The sequence below is a fragment of the Nocardioides sp. NPDC087217 genome, from assembly GCF_044744805.1.
Taxonomy (GTDB): Bacteria; Actinomycetota; Actinomycetes; order Propionibacteriales; family Nocardioidaceae; genus Nocardioides.
Window position 1 is genome coordinate 167,696 of sequence record NZ_JBIUZB010000004.1, and the last position, 18,328, is coordinate 186,023.

The following is an 18,328-nucleotide window of genomic DNA, read 5'->3' on the forward strand; positions in this document are numbered from 1 at the left end:
CCGACAGCGTACGGCTTCTAACGGAGGCCGGTCATCTGCGCCGCGCTCCACCTGGTGGGGCGGCCGCCGGCGGCCTGGGTGAGGTATTCGCCCAGGAACCAGCGCTGGAAGGAGACCTGCTCGGGCGAGCGGGCCAGGACGAGCAGCCGCTCCTGGCGGCAGAACTCGTCGATGAGGTCGAGCATGTCGAGGAAGCGGCGCATCGTCTCGGCAGCGGACCGCGGCATGCGTACGTGCAGGTCCGCCGTTTCCCGGTCGCGGCCGGAGCCGGACCCGATCACCCCGGAGAGCTGGCCGTGGCCGAGTCCGTCGAGGAGCTGGCGCTCCAGCGAGCCGAACAGGGCCGAGAGGCTGGCGGCGAGCGGGTAGTCGTTGGCGTGGGCGAGCGAGAGGAGGCGTACCTCCCGTCTCAGCTCCCGGAAGTGGTGCTGGAAGCCCTTGTAGAGGGCGAGAGGTACGCCGAGGATGCTGACCTCGACCGCCTCGGTGCCGAGGCGCTCGGGCTTCGGGGGTGCGCCGGGAGGTCCGGTGATCACGCCCTCGACACCGTCCCCCTCGTCGATCTCGGTCGCGGGGGTGAACCAGACGGTCTTGCCGGACGTGTCGATGTCGGCGCCCCAGGCCTCCGAGACGCTGGCCACGATCGAGAGGCCGCGACCGACCGTCAGCAGGACCTCGTCCTCGTCGTCGAGCGCGAGCGGGACCGGCAGCAGGGGCGGCTCGGTCGAGCCGTCCCGGATCTCGACGCGGGGGTGGTCGACGGTGCCGCGCATCCGGATCGTGACCGGGGCGGTGCCGTGGAAGAGCGCGTTGGAGACCAGCTCGGAGACGCCGAACTCAGCACAGTCGACGAGGTCGGTGCGGTCGATCTCCTCGCAGGCCGTCCGGACCCAGACGCGGGCGTCCTGGACGGCGCGGGAGCCGGTGCGGAGCAGGAGAGCTGGCCGGCTCAACGGCATGGTCTCCTCCGATCTCGCGGGTCGGCGTACACACGATCTCGTTGTGTGTTGTTCGTTGCAAGGATTTTCCGCACTTGAAGGTGTCTGATCCGGGCCATGGACCACTAGGGCACAAGGTCCCGGTGACCCTCACAGATTAAAGTCAGATGCTTTCGGCCGGGCGACGGACACGCGGTGAGCACGCATGCTCAACGGCGTGGCGGCAACTGTGACGTAGCAGTCGTGCGCCCCGGGATGAACAGAACCGGTGTGATGGTTCAGAATAGTGAGTGGAACGTTCAAACGGTCTCTTGTGTTGAGGTAGCGGAGGGTATAAGCAATGTCAGCGGACCAGGCAAAGCACCGGGTCGTCATCATCGGTTCAGGCTTCGGGGGTCTCTTCTCCGCGAAGGCGTTCAAGGGCCGCGACGACGTCGAGGTGACCTTGATCGCGAAGACGACCCATCACCTCTTCCAGCCGCTGCTCTACCAGGTGGCGACCGGAATTCTCTCGCAGGGCGAGATCGCCCCGCCGACCCGCGACATCCTGCACCGGCAGAAGAACGCCAGCGTGCTGCTCGGCGAGGTCAACGAGATCGACACCGAGGCCAAGACGGTCAAGGCGAGCATTCTCAACCAAGAGATCGACGTTCCCTACGACTCCCTGATCGTCGCTGCCGGTGCCGGCCAGTCCTACTTCGGCAACGACCACTTCGCCGAGTTCGCGCCCGGGATGAAGTCGATCGACGACGCGCTCGAGCTGCGCGGCCGCATCTTCGGGGCCTTCGAGATCGCCGAGCTGACCGCCTCGCGCGGCGAGCCGATCGGTGACCTGCTCACCTTCGTCGTCGTGGGCGCCGGCCCGACCGGTGTGGAGATGGCCGGCCAGATCGCCGAGCTCTCCCGGCGGGTGCTGAAGAAGGACTTCACTCACATCCAGTCGGAGAAGGCCCGGGTGGTCCTGGTCGACGCCGCGCCGCAGGTGCTGCCGCCGTTCGGCGAGAAGCTCGGTGCCAAGGCCGAGAAGGCCCTGGAGAAGGCCGGTGTCGAGGTCGTCCTCGGCGCGATGGTCACCCACGTCGACGAGTTCGGCATCGAGATGAAGTTCAAGGACGGCACGACCCAGCGGATCGGCTCGATCGCCAAGATCTGGGCCGCGGGTGTCCAGGCCTCCCCCCTCGGCAAGACGCTCTCGGAGCAGACCGGCGCCGAGCTCGACCGGGCCGGCCGGATCGCGGTCAACCCCGACCTGACGCTGCCGGGCCACCCCGAGATCTTCGTGGTCGGCGACATGATCAACCTCAACCACCTGCCCGGTGTCGCGCAGGTCGCGATCCAGGGTGGCAAGCACTCGGCCAAGACGATCAAGGCCCGCCTGAAGAACAAGCCGGAGCCCGGCGACTTCAAGTACTTCGACAAGGGCTCGATGGCCACCATCTCGCGCTTCAACGCGGTCCTGATGATGGGCAACTTCAGGCTCACCGGCATCCTCGCCTGGTTCGGCTGGCTCGTGGTGCACCTGGCCTACATGACCGGGTTCCGCAACCGGCTCACCGCGACCCTGCACTGGATGATGTCGTTCATCGGCAAGGACCGCTCCGAGCGCACCACCACCATGCAGCAGATCTTCGCCCGGGAGGCGCTCGAGCGTGTCCCAGGCGGCATGGCCGCTCTCATCGACGACCCTGCCGAGGTTGCTCTGCAGGTCGAACGCCGCCGCAAGGAGCTCGAGGAGCAAGCCGCCGAGGAGTCGCGCCTGGCCGACTCCCACAGCGCCTCGTAGCCGCAGCTCTCTCCCCGGCCCGCCGCAGACACGTCTGCGGCGGGCCGGTCTTTTCGGTGAGTCCGGATCTGCGCTTGCTATTGTTTGCGGACACGGTGTCTCATTAATCTGTTCGGTGAGACACCCGCGAACGGAGGAGGAAGCGTGACCCAGGTGACCAAACGGCTGGTCGACACGACTGACGGGCTGACGCTCGCCGTCTACGAGCAGGGGCCGGCCGATGCCGAGACCGTGCTGCTCGTCCACGGCTACCCCGACAACCACTCCGTCTGGGACGGGGTCGCCAAGGTGCTCGCCGAGCGCTTCCATGTCGTCGCCTATGACGTACGCGGCACGGGGGAGTCCGGGGTTTCGGACTCGACCGCCGGCTATCGCCTGGCGCAGCTCTCCGCAGACTTCAAGGCGGTCATCGACGCCGTCTCGCCCGACGCGCCGGTGCACGTCGCGGCGCACGACTGGGGCTCGATCCAGACCTGGGAGTCGGTGACCGACCCGGCGCTGAGGAGCCGGATCGCGACGTACGTCTCGATCTCGGGGCCCGACCTCGGGATGGCGACCACCTGGCTGCGCGAGCGGACCCACCTGGGGAGCTCGCTGCGGCAGCTGGCCCACTCCTGGTACGTCTTCGCCTTCCAGCTGCCGCTGCTGCCCGAGGCGATGGTGCGCTCGGGGCTGCTGGCCAAGTTCGTCGGTGGCGAGGATCGGCCGACGAAGGACCAAGTCAACGGGGTCGAGCTCTACCGGGCCAACTTCCTCGGCAAGCTGCTCCGTCCGACGCCGCGGTCGACGGAGGTGCCGGTGCTGGTGATCGCCCCTCGCGACGACGCCTATGTGACGGTGCCGCTGCAGACCGAGGCGCCCCGGGCGTACGCGACATCGCTGGTCACCCAGGTCATCGACGGCGGACACTGGGTTGTGGCCGCGGATCCGGAGCTGGTCGCGGGCGAGATCGCGGCCTTCATCGAGAAGGAGGGTGTGCGATGAGCAAGCTGACGAAGGAGACCAAGCGCGGGCACGAGCCGGCCAAGGTGGCCCTCCACCCGCGGAACGTGAAGTTCGACTGGAGCAAGCTGCCGCTGGTGTGGATCCCGGGCGAGGTCTTCGCCTCCCACTACGTCAACGTGCTGCATCTGCTGCTGCCCGAGGGCGAGCGGTGGTTCGTCAAGGTGTTCTCCGAGATCCTGCCGCTGATCGAGGACGACCAGCTGCGCGAGGACGTGATCGGCTTCATCGGCCAGGAGGGCGTGCACGCCGCCGCCCACCAGGAGGTGCAGGACTACTTCACCGACAACGGTCTCGACGTACGTCCGTTCGCGGCCGAGATCGAGGCTCTGTTCCGCAAGATCCTCGGCGACCGCGACCTGACCGGCCGGGCCAAGGAGGAGTGGCTGATCGAGCGCGCTGCGATCATCGCGGGTCTCGAGCACCTCACCGCCGTGCTCGGCAACTGGGTGCTCAACTCGCCCGCGCTCGACGAGATCGGCGCCGACGAGACGATGCTCGACCTGCTGCGCTGGCACGGCGCGGAGGAGGTCGAGCACCGCAACGTGGCCTACGACGTCTTCCAGCACGTCGATGGGCGCTACTCCCGTCGGATCCGCTCCTACCTGCTCGGCGGCACCGCCCTGCTCGTCCTGTGGTGGCGAGGCGCCGGCTACCTGATGAAGAACGACCCCACCGAGCCCGATCCGGCGAAGCGGCCGAAGGCGGGGCTGCTCAAGCTGATCGACGCCGAGCGTCGCGGGCTGGTGCCGGGTGTCGTACGCATCGGGTGGGCGACCTGGAAGTTCTTCCTGCCCAACTACGACCCGTCCAAGGAGGGCTCGACCGCCCAGGCGGTGAGCTACCTGGCCAAGTCTCCGGCGGCGCTGCGGGCCGACGCCATCGCAGAGTCACAGGAGACGGCACAGGAGACGGCGCGGTGACCAAGCCGGCGCACTACACGGTCCCGGACATCCCCGACTCGCGGCTCTACCGGGGCTTCGAGGCGATCGTCGGGGGCTACTGGACCAAGGCCGCCTACCGATCCTGGCGGCGCCGCAAGCCGCTCGGCAGGATCGACCGCGACCTGCACGTACGTGTCAGCCGGATCGACGAGGAGGGCCTCGACGTCAGGGCGATCTGGTTCGAGCGTCTGGACGGCACCGATCTGCCGCCCTGGGATCCGGGCGCGCACGTCGACGTGGTGCTGCCCAGCGGCCGGCTGCGGCAGTACTCGCTCAACTCCGACCCCGACGACCTCTCCGCCTACCGGATCAGCGTGCGCCGGATCGAGCCGACCGCGGGCGGAGGCGGAGGCTCTGTCGAGGCGCACTTCCTCGCCGTCGGCGACCGGCTCGTCCTGAAGGGGCCGCGCAACGCCTTCCCGTTCGTCGCCTCGCCCGCCGGCTACCTCTTCGTCGCCGGTGGCATCGGGATCACCCCGATCCTGCCGATGCTGCGCGACGTGGTGCGCCGAGGTGTGCCGTACGAGTTCGTCTACACCGGCCGCTCGCGCGAGACGATGCCGTTCCTGGCCGAGATCCGGGAGATCGTCGGCGACCACGAGATCCAGCTGTGGCCCGACGACGAGATGGGCGCGCCGGACGCGGCCAAGATCATCTCGCTCGCTCCGGAGGGAGCGGCTCTCTACTGCTGCGGGCCGATGCCGATGATCGACGCGATCCGTGCGCAGATCCCCGACCCGCAGATCGACACGCTGCACTACGAGCGGTTCTCGCCGCCGCCGGTGCTCGGCGGCCGCCCGTTCCGGGTGCGCCTCGAGGACTCCGACGTCGAGGTGGAGGTCGGCGCCGAGGAGTCGGCGCTGACCGCCGTCCGCCGGGTGCGGCCGACCCAGGCGTACTCCTGTCAGCAGGGGTTCTGCGGCACCTGCCGGGTGCGGGTGCTGGAGGGCGAGGTCGAGCACCGCGACCATGCGCTCGCCGACTACGAGCGCGATGGCCACATGATCCTGTGCGTCTCGCGTGCGAAGGGGACCGTGGTGATCGACGGCTGATCCCCGTCGTTCTGCGATAAGGGTTTGTTCCGGCGGGCTGTGGGCTGGTCTGCTTGCGACATGACAGCACTTGCCCTTCCCTCGCTCGATCTCTACAACTCCTGGGCGGCGTCCGTCGCCGAGTTCGGTGGGGCTCATGTCGACGGCGCCGCCATCCCCGACGAGGAGGCCGCCGACGTGAGCCGCGAGGCGTGCGAGCGGCTGGTCGCGAAGACGGCGCGGGACCGGAACCTCACGATCCCGCCGCCCGCCGGGCGGGTGCATGCCTCGTCCTTCTGGATCACCGACGACGGCCAGGTCGTCGGGTTCATCCAGCTGCGGCACGAGCTCAACGAATTCCTGGAGAACGTGGGCGGGCACATCGGCTACTCGGTGCGGCCGTCGTCCCGTCGCCAGGGGCACGCCCGGCGAGCGCTGGGCCTCGTGCTCGACGAGGCCCGGGCGCTGGGCCTCGAGCGTGTCCTGATCACCTGCGACGAGGACAACGGCGCCTCGGCGCGCACCATCGAGTCCCAGGGCGGCGAGCTCCAGGACGTCATCGACGCGGCTGCGTACGGCTACGGGCTCACCCGGCGGTACTGGGTCAAGCTGTGAGCGAAGACGGGGTCGCGACCGAGGGGGAGGTGGAGTGGGCACTGGCCGGTGACCCCGCTGCGCCTGCCGAGCAGGTCGAGGAGGTGCTGACGGCGCTGCGCAGCACCGGGCGTACGCCCGAGGTGGGTGTCGAGGCGCTCCGCGCCGCTGCCTTCCGGCTCGTCTCCGAGGACCGGCTCGACGAGGTCGGCCGCGGTTGGCTGGAGCTCCTCGACGCCGTTCGAGCGCATCCGGACGCGAGGCTGGCCGACCTGCCGCCCGCTCGCACGGACTGAGCTGCCTCAGCTGGACAGGGAGCGGCGGCGACTCGCCAGGCTGGAGAGGCCCTGGGCCGCGGCCCGGACGATGGTCACGTGGGCCTCGGGGCGGAAGCGTCCGACCGGGCCGGTGACGCTGATCGCGGCGAGCGCCTTGTCGCCGCCGTCGGCGAGGACCGGGGCTGCGATGCACTGCAGCCCCGCGGCCGACTCCTCGCGCTCGAAGGCGACGCCGTTCTCGAGCACGGCGGCGAGCTGCCGCTCCAGCAGGCCGGGCGCCACGATCGTGTGAGGCGTACGCCGCTCGAGGGGGCTGCTGAGGATCTCCTGCTGCACCTCGGGATCGGCGTAGGCGAGCAGGACCTTGCCGATCGCGGTGCAGTGGACCGGCATCCGGCCGCCCGGCCGGGAGGGTGACTTCGCCTGGCGGTGGCCGCCGATCTTGGCGACGTAGACGACGTCGTGGCCCTCGCGTACGCCCAGGTGGACGGTCTCGTGGGTGCGCTCGTAGAGGTCCTGGAGGAACGGCATCGCCAGCTCCAGGAGCGAGCGCTCGACCGAGGCCCGCATGCCGAGCTCGAAGAGGCCGCCGGAGAGGCGGTAGCCGAGGTTGGTGCGGTCGAGGAGGCGGTTGGTGACCAGGTCACCGGCGACGCGATGGGCGGTCGCCTTGGGGAGTCCGGTGCGGCGTACGAGCTCGGCCAGCGAGAGCACCTGGTCGTCGACCGTGAAGGCCCGCAGGATGGTCACCGCCTTGCCGAGCACGGTGTCGAGATCGGCAGGCTGGTGCGGCATGAGATCACCGTACCGGTCAGCGGGACGCCTACCCCGCTTCTTTCGCCCATCTGCTGAGACCGTGGCCATATGAACGAAGTGACCTCCCCGTCCGATGCTGCCGTCGATGCCGCGGCAGATCGGCTGCTGACCGCCGCGGCGACGGGCACCCCCGTGCCGCCGATGCGGGACCTGCTGGGCGCGACCGACCTGAAGACGGCGTACGCGATCCAGGAGCGCCTCACCGCCACCCGGCTCGCCGGCGGGGCGAAGATCGTGGGCCGCAAGATCGGGCTCACCTCCAAAGCGGTGCAGGAGCAGATCGGCGTGGACACCCCCGACTTCGGTGTGCTCTTCGACGACATGGCGTACCCGGACGGCGGCGTGCTCCCCGCCGACGCCATCCTGCAGCCGCGGGCCGAGGCCGAGATCGCCTTCGTGCTCGCCGCCGACCTGGACGACGGCGACCTCTCCTACGACCAGGTCCGTGAGGCGATCGACTACGCCGTCGCCGCGATCGAGATCTGCGGCAGCCGGATCGCCGACTGGAAGATCGCCTTCGGCGACACCGTCGCGGACAACGCCTCCGCCGGCGCCTACGTCCTCGGGGCCGAGCGGCGGCGGCTGGCCGAGTTCGAGCCCCGCGAGGTCACCATGTCGATGTCGATCGACGACGTGGAGGTCTCGACCGGGACCGGGGCAGCCTGCCTGGGCGACCCCGTCAACGCCGTCCAGTGGCTGGCTCGCTACGCGCGTGACTTCGGTGAACCGCTGCGCGCGGGCCAGCTCATCCTCTCCGGCGCGCTCGGGCCGATGCGGCCGATCGCCCCGGGCAACACCGTTCGTTCCACCGTGTCGGGCCTCGGCTCGGTGGCCTTCAGCGTAGGGAAGTGACCTTCATGCCAGCGGAAAGCACAGCCAAGACGAAAGTGGCGATCATCGGGTCGGGCAACATCGGCACCGATCTGATGATCAAGGTGATGCGTACGTCGCAGCACCTGGAGATGGGCGCGATGGTCGGGATCGACCCGTCCTCCGACGGCCTGGCTCGCGCCGAACGCTTCGGGTTCGCGACGACCGCCGGCGGCGTCGAAGGGCTGATCGGGCTGCCGGGGTTCGACGACATCGAGATCGTCTTCGACGCGACCTCGGCCAAGGCGCACGTCGCCAACGCGGCAGCGCTGGAGCCCTACGGGAAGCGGCTGATCGACCTCACCCCCGCGGCGATCGGGCCGTACGTGATCCCGGCCGTCAACATCGACGAGCACATCGACGCCCCGAACGTGAACATGGTGACCTGCGGCGGGCAGGCGACGATCCCGATCGTGGCCGCGGTCGCGCGGGTGGTGCCGGTCGCCTATGGTGAGATCGTCGCCTCGATCTCGTCCCGCTCCGCCGGTCCCGGCACCCGGGCCAACATCGACGAGTTCACCGAGACCACCTCGGGCGCGATCGTCCAGGTCGGCGGCGCCAAGCGCGGCAAGGCGATCATCATCCTCAACCCGGCCGAGCCGCCGCTGATCATGCGCGACACCGTCTTCGCGCTGGTCGAGGGCGGGTCTCGCTCCCTGGAGGAGCTGACCGCGGAGATCACCGAGTCCGTCGAGAAGATGGTCGGTGACGTCGCTGCGTACGTCCCCGGCTACCGGCTCAAGCAGAAGGTCCAGGTCCACCCGATCCCGTCGGATCAGCCGGTCGAGACCTTGCTGGCCGAGGGTGAGACGACCCGGCCCACGCATCAGGTGTCGGTGTTCCTCGAGGTCGAGGGCGCCGCGCACTACCTCCCGGCCTATGCCGGGAACCTCGACATCATGACGTCGGCCGCGCTGCAGATGGCCGAGCGCATCGCAGCGGCCAAGGAGGCTGACAAGTGAGCATCCCGATCTATGTCCAAGAGGTCTCGCTGCGCGACGGCATGCACGCCGTACGCCACCGGATCACGCCCGAGGACGTCAAGCGGATCGTCGTCGCGGCCGACGAGGCCGGCGTCGACGCCATCGAGGTCGCCCACGGCGACGGTCTGACCGGCGGCTCGGTCAACTACGGCCCCGGCTCCAACAGCGACTGGGAGTGGATCGAGGCTGCGGCCTCGGTCATCAAGAACGCCCGCCTGACCACCCTGCTGCTCCCCGGAGTCGGCACCATCCACGACCTCAAGCGGGCCTATGACCTCGGCGTGCGCTCGGTCCGGGTCGCGACTCACTGCACCGAGGCCGACGTGTCGGCCCAGCACATCGCCGCCGCCCGCGAGATGGGGATGGACGTCTCCGGCTTCCTGATGCTCTCGCACATGGCCCCGCCCGAGCAGCTCGCCGAGCAGGCGAAGCTGATGGAGTCCTACGGCGCGCACTGTGTCTATGTCACCGACTCCGGCGGCCGGCTGACGATGAACGACGTACGCGACCGGGTCCGCGCCTACCGGTCCGTGCTCGATGACGAGACCGAGATCGGCATCCACGCCCACGAGAACCTCTCGCTGTCGGTGGCCAACTCGGTCGTCGCGGTCGAGAACGGCGTCTACCGCGTCGACGCCTCCCTCGCCGGCCACGGCGCCGGCGCCGGCAACTGCCCGATCGAGGCGTTCATCGCGGTCGCCAACCTGTCGGACTTCAAGCACAACTGCGACCTGTTCAAGCTCCAGGACGCCGCCGACGACATCGTCCGCCCGCTCCAGGACCGCCCCGTACGCGTCGACCGCGAGACCCTCACCATGGGCTACGCCGGCGTCTACTCCTCCTTCCTCCGCCACGCCGAGAACGCGAGCGCCCGCTACGGCGTCGACACCCGCGACATCCTCATGGAGTGCGGCCGCCGGGGTCTGGTGGGCGGCCAGGAGGACATGATCGTCGACATCTGCCTCACGAAGCTCGAGGAACGCGCCGACGCGAACTGAGTGCGCCGAGGACCTGGGGAGCGTCAGGCGTACGTGGTGCGTCTGGCGCTCCCCGGGTTACCGTCGCTCCGTGATCGAAGCACCGGATGAGCGGAGGGCGCGAGAGCGGCGCGAGGACGCTGCTCGGCTGCTGCGCGCCCACCTGCTCATGCAGGACGGTGTCGCGAGCCACGCCCAGCTGACTGCCGGCGGGGTGACGAAGACCGACATCGAGCGGAGGCTGCGCCGCAAGGAGCTCCGCCGCGTCTACCCGCGGATCTACGTCGATCACGCCGGTCCGATGACGTGGTCCCAGCGCGCCTGGGCCGCTGTCTTCTACGCCGAGCCCGCCTACCTGTGCTGGACCAGCGTCGAGGAACCGAGGGGCCGCGACGACGGCGCCCCGATCCACGTCGCCATCGACCACAACCGCCGAATCCGGCCGCAGGACGGCATCGTCATCCACCGGATGAAGAGACTGGAGCTGCGCGCCTACGGCGGTACGCCGCCCCGGCTCAGTGTCGAGGACAACGCGCTGGCGATGGCGTCTGAGGCCACCAAGGACATCGACGCGATCGCCCGGCTCGCAGACGTGGCGAGCAGGCCGTACGTCACCGCGGACTCCCTGCGCGCCGCCCTCGACCGCTACCCGTCGATCCGCCGCCGCGCGCTCCTTGCCGGCCTGGTCGATGACCTCGAGTCGGGTACCCACTCCGTGCTCGAGCACGGCTATCTCACCAACGTCGAGCGAGCCCATGGGCTGCCTGTCGGGACGCGCCAGGCACCCCGATCCGGCCCGGCAGGGAACCAGTTCCGCGACGTCGAGTACGCGGCGTACCGCCTCGTCGTCGAGCTCGACGGCGCCGTTGGCCACGACTCCTGGCGTGACCAGTCCCGTGACGCCGACCGCGCGCTCGACGACCTCGCCGCCGCCGGAACGCTCACCGCCTGCCTCCGCTTCCACCAGGTCTTCGACACCACGTGCCAGACGGCAACCCGGATCGCCAGGATCCTCAGACGCAACGGCTGGACGGGCGCGATGAGGGCGTGCGGCGACGACTGTCGAATGAAAGCGGCTTGACCCGGGGAGCGCCAGGCGCGTGTGGTGCGCCTGGCGCTCCCCAGGTTCGTGTCATCGGCGGCGTAGGTATCGCGATTTCACGATAAGCCATCAGTATCGTGAAATCGCGATACAGTAGTGCTATCGCGATTTCACGATAGGAGACCGGTGTGACCAGTACGAGCCTGCGGGTACCGGCCGACTTCGGGCTTGCTCTTCAGCAGGCTCGGTTGGCGCGTGGAATGACCCAAGCCGATCTTGCCGGTGAGGTCGATGTCCCACAGAGCACCATCAGTGAGATCGAGGCAGGGAAGTCGACGATCTTCATGCGCCGCCTTCTGGATCTGATGCAGGCCACCGGGGTCGAGCTCACCGCGACCTGGGAGGACGAGGCAGATGCGCCTCGCCGTTGAGCTCTACGGAACCATCGTTGGCGACCTCAACGGTCAGCCTGCGACGTACGACTTCGTCCCGGGCGCCGAAGGGATCGACCGCTTCGGCGCCAACAGTCTGATCCTGTCGGTCGTTGCACCGCTGGTCGGCATCTCGCGCAAGCACCAGGCCGCTCGACGCCGCAACTGGTTCAGCGAACTGCTCCCGGAGGGGGACCAGTACGACTACATGCTGCGGCAGGCTGGATTGCGACGCGGGGACACGCTCGGATTCCTTGCCCGCTATGGACGGGACGTCGCCGGTGCGCTGCAGATCTGGGATCTCGACGACCCGACCGAGCCGAAGACGCCGTCGCGTCGGCCGGTCGACCACGCGCAGATCAGGCGTCTGCTCGAGGACCCGGTGGGGTCACCACTCGCCAACGAGTCGTTGCTCGGCAAGTCCTCGTTGGCAGGTGTGCAGCCGAAGGTGGTTCTCGTGCGCGACGGTGCCGGATGGGCGCAATCGCTGGGTGGCTACCCGACCACCCACATCATCAAGCCGATGCTGGAGCGACGTCCGAGCGTGGTCTTCGATGAGGAGTACGGTGCCCGAGTCTCGCGGGCACTGGGCCTCGCCGAGCACAGTGCGTGGATCGACGACTTCGACGGTCTGTCGGCACTTGTCATCGAGCGCTTCGACCGCGCCGCGGGAACACGGGTCCATCAGGAGGACTTCAGCCAGGCGCTCGGTGCCTCGGGCGACCAGAAGTATCAGGAGTACGGCGGCCTTGTGAGCCTGCGACGGGTCGCCGACACCCTGCAGCGGACCACTCGATCCTCCGACTTGGTCAGCCTGGCGCGGATGGTCGTTCTCGCGGTCGCGATCGGCAATCTCGACATGCATGCCAAGAACCTCGGCATCCTTCACCCGCTCGATGACGAACCTCGGCTCGCGCCGGCGTACGACGTCGTTCCGCAATCTCACCTTTCGGGGATCGACGGGAAGATGGCGCTGGCCGTGAACGGGAACTACCGCCACGCCGGCCTCACCGCCTCGGACATCAAGGCCGAGATCGCGAAATGGGGCGTACGTCGTGCCGAGCGAGTCGTGGACGACTGCCTGTCCGAGATCGCCGAGGTGGTCGCGAAGGAGAGCCCGTTGCCCGGTGCCCACCCCGCCGTCCAAGAGGACATCGCCACCTTCACCGAGAACCTGCGGGCAGGAAGGGCGGTCGGACGACCCGGGAGTCCTGAGGTCACCGGGTGACTCCCCGGCTCCCACGTTAGGCGAGCGTGACAGAGTCGTCCCGTGAGCACTGAATCTTCTTCTTCGCGGCTCGATCTGCCGCTGGCCGGGTTGGCCGCACTGTTCCTCGGGTCGGGGACCCTGCATCTGGTGAGGCCGCAGGTGTTCGAGCCGATCGTGCCGGCGGCGCTGCCGGATGCGCGCAAGGTGGTCGAGGTCTCCGGTGTCGCGGAGATCGTCTGCGGGTTGGGGCTGCTGCACCCGAAGACCCGTCGGATCGCGGGGCTAGCGAGTGCCGCGCTGCTGGTGGGTGTGTTCCCGGCCAACGTGCAGATGAGTGTCGACGCGGGGAAGCGGGCGAACCGGAAGCGGACGCCCAAATCGGCCGGGTTCTTCGCCGGTACGGTCGCGCGGCTGCCGCTGCAGTGGCCGATGATCAAGGTGGCGCTGCGCGCCGGAAAGGGGACCGGCGCATGACGTACGTTCCTTCGGAGTCGCGCTACGACGCGATGCAATATCGGCGGACCGGCAACAGTGGCCTGGATCTGCCGGCGGTCAGCCTCGGGCTGTGGCACAACTTCGGTGACGACCTGGCGTTCGAGCGGCAACGGGCGATCCTGCGTACGGCCTTCGACGCGGGGATCACCCATTTCGACCTGGCCAACAACTACGGCCCGCCCTACGGGTCCGCCGAGGAGAACTTCGGGCGTCACCTGCGTGGCGACTTCGCCCACCTGCGCGACGAGCTGGTGATCTCGACCAAGGCCGGCTGGGACATGTGGCCGGGGCCGTACGGCAAGATCGGCGGCTCGCGGAAGTACCTGATCTCCAGCCTCGACCAGTCGCTGAAGCGGATGGGGCTCGACTACGTCGACATCTACTACCACCACCGTCCTGACCCCAGCACGCCGCTGGAGGAGACGATGGGCGCCCTCGACCAGATCGTACGGTCCGGGAAGGCGCTCTACGTCGGGCTGAGCTCCTACTCCTCGGCGCTGACCCGGGAGGCGGCGGCGATCCTGCGCGACCTCGGTACGCCGCTGCTGATCCACCAGCCGTCCTACTCGATCCTCAACCGCTGGCTCGAGACCGACGGCCTGCTGGACACGCTCGACGAGGTCGGGGCCGGAGCGATCTCCTTCTCGCCGCTGGCGCAGGGTCTGCTGACGAACAAGTACCTCGGTGGTGGCGGCATCCCGGAGGACTCGCGCGCTGCCAAGGCCCGCTTCCTGACCCCGGAGGCACTCACGCCCGAGACGCTCGCCGGCATCGAGTCGCTCAACGCCCTCGCCGTCGACCGTGGCCAGACGCTCGCTCAGATGGCGCTCGCCTGGGCGCTGCGTGATCCGCGGATGACCTCGGTCGTCATCGGCGCCTCCCGTCCGGAGCAGGTCACCGACTGCATCGGCGCGCTCGCCGGCCCCGAGCTCACGACCGAGGAGCTGGCCAGGATCGACGAGTACGCCGCCTCCACCGGGATCGACCTGTGGAAGCGCGACCGGGTCGAGGGCGACTACCGGGAGATCTTCAACTGACCGGCCATCAACGCTCGTCGTCCCAAACAGCGGAGCTGATCCGCCAGCCGTCGTCGGTGCGTACGAACGACATCGTCTTCATGCCCCTGCCGGTGTGGACCTCGTCGTTCGTGCGCCAGCGCTTCCCGTAAGCGCCCCACCAGTGGGCGATGTCGCCGAAGACGTCGGTGCGACCGGGCTCCGGCCACTCCTCGAACTCGCTGATCTCGCCACTGGTCAGGAGTGCGAGGCGCGGGGCGATGAAGGACTCGACGTCGTAGACCTCGATCGGCAGGCCGCATGTGCGCACCACGGTCGCGCCGGGAAGCATGATCCGGCGCAGATCGTCCAGGCGCGCGGCCGCGTCCGGTCCTGAGGTGAACGCGGAGAAGAACGCATGCACCAGGGCCTCGATCGCGGTCTCGTCCGACGTCGAGGCGGCTTCGCCGCTGGTGATGGCCATGCCCGGAACATAGCCATGCACTCCGGAAACGGCACGCCATTTGGGGGCGCGGAGGTCGCCCCGGCCGCTAACCTGCGCTCATGCGGGTCGATGAGTATCTGACGTACGACGCCACCGGGCTGGCGCAGTTGGTCGCTGCCAAGGAGGTGACCGCGGCCGAGGTCCTGGCCGCGGCGCGGGAGCGGGCGGCGGCGGTGAATCCGCGGATCAACGCGATCGTCGCGGACATCCCCGAGGCCGACGCCCAAGTCGCCGGCGACGGCCCGAGCGGGCCGTTCGCCGGAGTGCCGTTCCTGGTGAAGGACCTGGCTCAGGAGTATCAGGGGCACCCGACGACCTACGGCTCGCGGTCGCTCGTCGACGACGTCGCCGAGGAGCACTCCTACTTCACCCAGAGCGCGCTGGACGCCGGCTTGGTGATCTTCGGCAAGACGAACACCCCGGAGTTCGGGTCGAAGGGGATCACCGAGCCGGAGCTGTTCGGCGCCGCGCGCAACCCGTGGAACACCGACCACACGCCCGGCGGCTCCTCGGGTGGCTCCGGCGCCGCGGTGGGCGCCGGGATCGTCCCGGCCGCCGGCGCCAACGACGGCGGCGGGTCCATCCGGATCCCGGCGGCCTGCAACGGCCTGGTCGGTCTGAAGACCACCCGCGGGTTGCTGCCGCTGGGCCCGCAGAGCCTGGATGCCTCCAACGGCTTCGTCGTCCAGGGCGTGGTGACCCGCACGGTCCGCGACGCGGCCGGGCTCTACGACGCGCTGATCGGGGACCAGCCGATGGCGATGATCCACGCGCCGCACCCCGGCGCGGCCTTCTCCGAGGCCATCGCGACCGCGCCGCGCAAACTCCGGATCGGGTTCACCTCGACGTCCTCCATCACCACGCCCGACCCGGAGGCGATCGCGGCCGTCGAGGACGCGGCGAAGGCCCTTGAGGCACTCGGCCACGACGTCGAGGAGGTCGAGGCGCCCTACGACGCCGCCGAGCTCGGCCGCGACTTCCTCACCATCTGGTTCGCCTCCGCCGCTGCCGAGGTCGCCGAGGCCAAGCTCCGCGTCGGAGCCAAGAACGCCGACTTCGAGGCCGACACCCTTGCCGTGGCCGAGCTCGGCCGGGCCGGGGGAGTGGTCGCCGTCGAGCTCGCCCACATCAACCGCCGCAACCACGTACGCCGCCTCAGCGCGTTCCACGAGACGTACGACCTGCTGCTGACTCCGACGTTGGCGAAGCCGCCCCTGAAGGTCGGGCAGCTGGCCACGCCCAAGGCGCTCCAGACCGCGGCGCGGGTGCTGCACAAGGTGCACGGCGGGCGGGTCATGCGCGCGACCGGGATGATCGACCAGCTGGTCGCCGAGAACCTCGGCTGGGTCCCCTACACCCAGCTCGCCAACATCACCGGACGGCCGGCGATCTCGGTACCGACCTACCGGACAGCCGCCGGGCTGCCGCTGGGCATCCAGCTCTCCGGTCAGCTCGGCGACGACGGCCTGCTGCTGCAGGTCGCTGCTCAGCTGGAGCAGACGAAGCCGTGGGCGGAGCACTGGCCAACGCTCTGACACCGGCGTCGTGAAAGAAAATTTCCTTTCACGCACGAAGCTCGCGCCGGAGCGGCAGTATCGGGGTATGACACCGTCTCCGGACATGCTCATGACCTCTCGGCGCACGCTTCTCGGCGGCACCCTGAGCGGAGTCGCGATGACTCTCCTCGGCGGTGCCGCGGTGGCCTCGACCCCGGAGGACCCCACCAAGGCAACCAGGGCGCTCGCCTCGCTGGCCGGCCAGCCGCCGACGATCACGCCGGACGAGCTGACCTTCACCCCACGCACCGTCCTGCGTCCCGGCCACGCCCGCCAGGTCGGCCTCGACCCGGCGCAGATCGCCAGGATCCGCACCGAGCTGACCCGGTTCCTCGAGCCGACGACGGAGAACCCCGCCCACCCTCTGTACGCAGGGGCCACCGCGATCGCGGTCAAGGACGGCGTCATCGTCGCCCACGAGAGCGTGGGCAAGGCGCTCCGATACGGCCTCGACGGCACCACCGTCGTCGAGCTCCCGGCCGCCCAGCAGGTCGCGGCCGGGCTGGACACGATGTGGGACATCGCCTCGATGTCGAAGCTCTTCACCACGACCGCGATCCTCCAGTTGATGGAGCAGGGCAGCCTCGACCTCGAGGCGCCGGTGGTCACCTACCTGCCCGAGTTCGCGCCGCACGGCAAGGACGCGATCCTCGTACGCCACCTCCTCACCCACGTCTCCGGCCTGCTCGCCGGCCCGTCGCCGTCGCTGTGGGCGGGCTACGACACCTACGAGGAGCGGGTCGCGGCGATCATGGACACGACGCCGACGCACGCGCCCGAGCAGATCTACCGCTACTCCGACATCAACCTGATCACCCTCGGGCTCCTGGTCGAGCGGCTCTCGGGGAAGAAGCTCGACGTCTACGTCCGCGACCACATCACCGAGCCGCTCGGGATGCGCGACACCATGTACAACCCGCCCGCCGACCGCCTCGACCGGGTCGCCGCGACCGAGTACCAGCCCTGGGCCGGTCGCCCGATGATCCGTGGCGAGGTGCACGACGAGAACGCCTGGGCCCTCGGCGGCGTCGCCGGTCACGCAGGCGTCTTCTCGACCGCGGCCGACATGGCCAGGTTCGGCCAGATGTACCTCAACGGCGGCGTCTACAACGGCACCAGGATCCTGGAGGAGGACACGGTCAGGCTGTCGCTGCGCGACTACACCGGAGCCCGGTTCACCACCTCCCGTGGCCTCGGCTGGGAGCTCGCCACGACCTGGTACCACGGTCCGATCTGGTCCCCGGTCTCCTTCGGTCACACCGGCTACACCGGCACCAGCATCGTGATGGACCCGATCGGCCACCAGCTCGTCGTGCTGATGACCAACCGCGTCCACCCCAGCCGCGACTGGGGCAGCAACAACCCCTCCCGGCGTGCCGTCTCCGACGCGCTCGGCATGGCCTCGGCGGTCCGCCCGGCGACGGGACGTACGTCGTGGTTCTCGGGTCGCACGAACGCGAAGAAGGCGACGCTCGACGTGCCGCTCGCGGCCACCGACGGCGCGAGGCTCCGCTTCGACTACTACTTCGACACCGAGCCACGCTTCGACTTCGGCCGGCTGCAGTACTCCACCGACGGCACCACCTTCAGCCCGCTGCCCTGGACGCTCGAGGGTGGTGACTGGAGCTGGGAGACCAGCGAGGCGGTCAACGGCTACGGCGGTCGGCGATGGCTGTGCGGCCGCGCCGAGCTCCCGGACGGCACGACCACGGTGCGGTGGACCTACGAGACCGACTCGTCCTCCCAGGGTCGCGGGATCTACGTCGACGGCATCGTGGTCAGCCAGGGGCGGCGTACGTCGTTCGACTCCTCCCGACCGGCCGACGAGGCACGCATCGTCGCCGACGGCTGGGCCCTCAGCGATCGATGACACATCAC

General features: G+C 69.3%; 19 protein-coding genes. 16 read left to right on the forward strand and 3 right to left on the reverse strand.

Translation table 11 applies throughout. The annotated features are described in order from the left end of the window. Positions 1-17: 17 nt before the first annotated feature. Entirely contained in the window at positions 18-959 is a 942-nt protein-coding gene (locus ACIO3S_RS18875) for an ATP-binding protein (RefSeq protein WP_400466841.1), read from the reverse strand. Positions 960-1,278: 319 nt separating this feature from the next. Here ACIO3S_RS18875 and ACIO3S_RS18880 point away from each other — a divergent pair, with 319 nt between their 5' ends. From ACIO3S_RS18880 to ACIO3S_RS18905, 6 genes are all read left to right on the forward strand, one after another. Continuing rightward, positions 1,279-2,721 carry an NAD(P)/FAD-dependent oxidoreductase gene (locus ACIO3S_RS18880; protein ID WP_160026723.1) on the forward strand — a complete coding sequence of 481 codons (1,443 nt, stop codon included), beginning with the start codon at positions 1,279-1,281 and terminating at the stop codon, positions 2,719-2,721. A 144-nt stretch (positions 2,722-2,865) separates the two neighbouring features. Then, on the forward strand, positions 2,866-3,705 hold the full coding sequence (locus tag ACIO3S_RS18885) for an alpha/beta fold hydrolase (RefSeq protein WP_350842025.1): 840 nt from the start codon (positions 2,866-2,868) through the stop codon (positions 3,703-3,705). Further along, positions 3,702-4,646, forward strand: a complete 945-nt coding sequence (locus ACIO3S_RS18890) for a metal-dependent hydrolase (protein ID WP_400466846.1) — start codon at positions 3,702-3,704, stop codon at positions 4,644-4,646. Before ACIO3S_RS18885 ends, ACIO3S_RS18890 begins: the two co-directional genes overlap by 4 nt. Further along, positions 4,643-5,719: a PDR/VanB family oxidoreductase gene (locus tag ACIO3S_RS18895; protein WP_400466849.1), complete on the forward strand. Its 1,077-nt coding sequence runs from the start codon at positions 4,643-4,645 to the stop codon at positions 5,717-5,719. The genes ACIO3S_RS18890 and ACIO3S_RS18895 overlap by 4 nt, the downstream gene beginning before the upstream one ends. Before the next feature lie 60 nt (positions 5,720-5,779). Continuing rightward, positions 5,780-6,313 (forward strand): GNAT family N-acetyltransferase, encoded by a 534-nt coding sequence (locus tag ACIO3S_RS18900; RefSeq protein WP_400466852.1) that lies wholly within the window; start codon positions 5,780-5,782, stop codon positions 6,311-6,313. After that, entirely contained in the window at positions 6,310-6,588 is a 279-nt protein-coding gene (locus tag ACIO3S_RS18905; protein ID WP_400466855.1) for a hypothetical protein, read from the forward strand. The genes ACIO3S_RS18900 and ACIO3S_RS18905 overlap by 4 nt, the downstream gene beginning before the upstream one ends. 6 nt (positions 6,589-6,594) lie before the next feature. Here the strand turns inward: ACIO3S_RS18905 and ACIO3S_RS18910 are convergent, their stop codons facing one another. Next, positions 6,595-7,365, reverse strand: a complete 771-nt coding sequence (locus ACIO3S_RS18910; RefSeq protein WP_400466858.1) for an IclR family transcriptional regulator — start codon at positions 7,363-7,365, stop codon at positions 6,595-6,597. A 69-nt stretch (positions 7,366-7,434) separates the two neighbouring features. On the opposite strand from ACIO3S_RS18910, the gene ACIO3S_RS18915 reads away from it, so the two are divergent. The 8 genes from ACIO3S_RS18915 to mgrA all read left to right on the forward strand — a co-directional run bounded on the left by ACIO3S_RS18915 (position 7,435) and on the right by mgrA (position 14,431). Then, on the forward strand, positions 7,435-8,238 hold the full coding sequence (locus ACIO3S_RS18915) for a 2-keto-4-pentenoate hydratase (protein WP_400466860.1): 804 nt from the start codon (positions 7,435-7,437) through the stop codon (positions 8,236-8,238). Between the two features lie 5 nt (positions 8,239-8,243). Further along, entirely contained in the window at positions 8,244-9,218 is a 975-nt protein-coding gene (locus ACIO3S_RS18920; protein WP_400467542.1) for an acetaldehyde dehydrogenase (acetylating), read from the forward strand. Continuing rightward, the gene (gene dmpG / locus ACIO3S_RS18925; RefSeq protein ID WP_400466863.1) at positions 9,215-10,237 is read left to right on the forward strand and encodes a 4-hydroxy-2-oxovalerate aldolase; all 1,023 of its coding nucleotides are present in this window, start codon (positions 9,215-9,217) and stop codon (positions 10,235-10,237) included. The genes ACIO3S_RS18920 and dmpG overlap by 4 nt, the downstream gene beginning before the upstream one ends. Before the next feature lie 70 nt (positions 10,238-10,307). Continuing rightward, positions 10,308-11,297 (forward strand): hypothetical protein, encoded by a 990-nt coding sequence (locus ACIO3S_RS18930; RefSeq protein WP_400466866.1) that lies wholly within the window; start codon positions 10,308-10,310, stop codon positions 11,295-11,297. A 149-nt stretch (positions 11,298-11,446) separates the two neighbouring features. Beyond that, a complete protein-coding gene (locus ACIO3S_RS18935; protein WP_160026734.1) occupies positions 11,447-11,689 on the forward strand; it encodes a helix-turn-helix domain-containing protein in 243 nt (80 codons plus the stop codon). After that, positions 11,673-12,917 (forward strand): type II toxin-antitoxin system HipA family toxin, encoded by a 1,245-nt coding sequence (locus tag ACIO3S_RS18940; RefSeq protein ID WP_400466869.1) that lies wholly within the window; start codon positions 11,673-11,675, stop codon positions 12,915-12,917. The genes ACIO3S_RS18935 and ACIO3S_RS18940 overlap by 17 nt, the downstream gene beginning before the upstream one ends. 42 nt (positions 12,918-12,959) lie before the next feature. After that, complete coding sequence (locus ACIO3S_RS18945; protein WP_400466872.1) at positions 12,960-13,373, forward strand: DoxX family protein; 414 nt, start codon at positions 12,960-12,962, stop codon at positions 13,371-13,373. Next, positions 13,370-14,431 carry an L-glyceraldehyde 3-phosphate reductase gene (mgrA, locus tag ACIO3S_RS18950; RefSeq protein ID WP_400466875.1) on the forward strand — a complete coding sequence of 354 codons (1,062 nt, stop codon included), beginning with the start codon at positions 13,370-13,372 and terminating at the stop codon, positions 14,429-14,431. The genes ACIO3S_RS18945 and mgrA overlap by 4 nt, the downstream gene beginning before the upstream one ends. A gap of 7 nt (positions 14,432-14,438) precedes the next feature. Here mgrA and ACIO3S_RS18955 read toward each other — a convergent pair whose 3' ends face one another. Beyond that, positions 14,439-14,873 (reverse strand): DUF4440 domain-containing protein, encoded by a 435-nt coding sequence (locus ACIO3S_RS18955; protein WP_400466878.1) that lies wholly within the window; start codon positions 14,871-14,873, stop codon positions 14,439-14,441. An 80-nt stretch (positions 14,874-14,953) separates the two neighbouring features. Between ACIO3S_RS18955 and ACIO3S_RS18960 the strand changes: the two genes are divergently transcribed. Further along, entirely contained in the window at positions 14,954-16,429 is a 1,476-nt protein-coding gene (locus ACIO3S_RS18960; protein WP_400466881.1) for an amidase, read from the forward strand. A gap of 67 nt (positions 16,430-16,496) precedes the next feature. Beyond that, positions 16,497-18,320, forward strand: coding sequence for a serine hydrolase (locus ACIO3S_RS18965; RefSeq protein ID WP_400466883.1), 1,824 nt, complete (start codon positions 16,497-16,499; stop codon positions 18,318-18,320). Positions 18,321-18,328 lie beyond the last annotated feature (8 nt).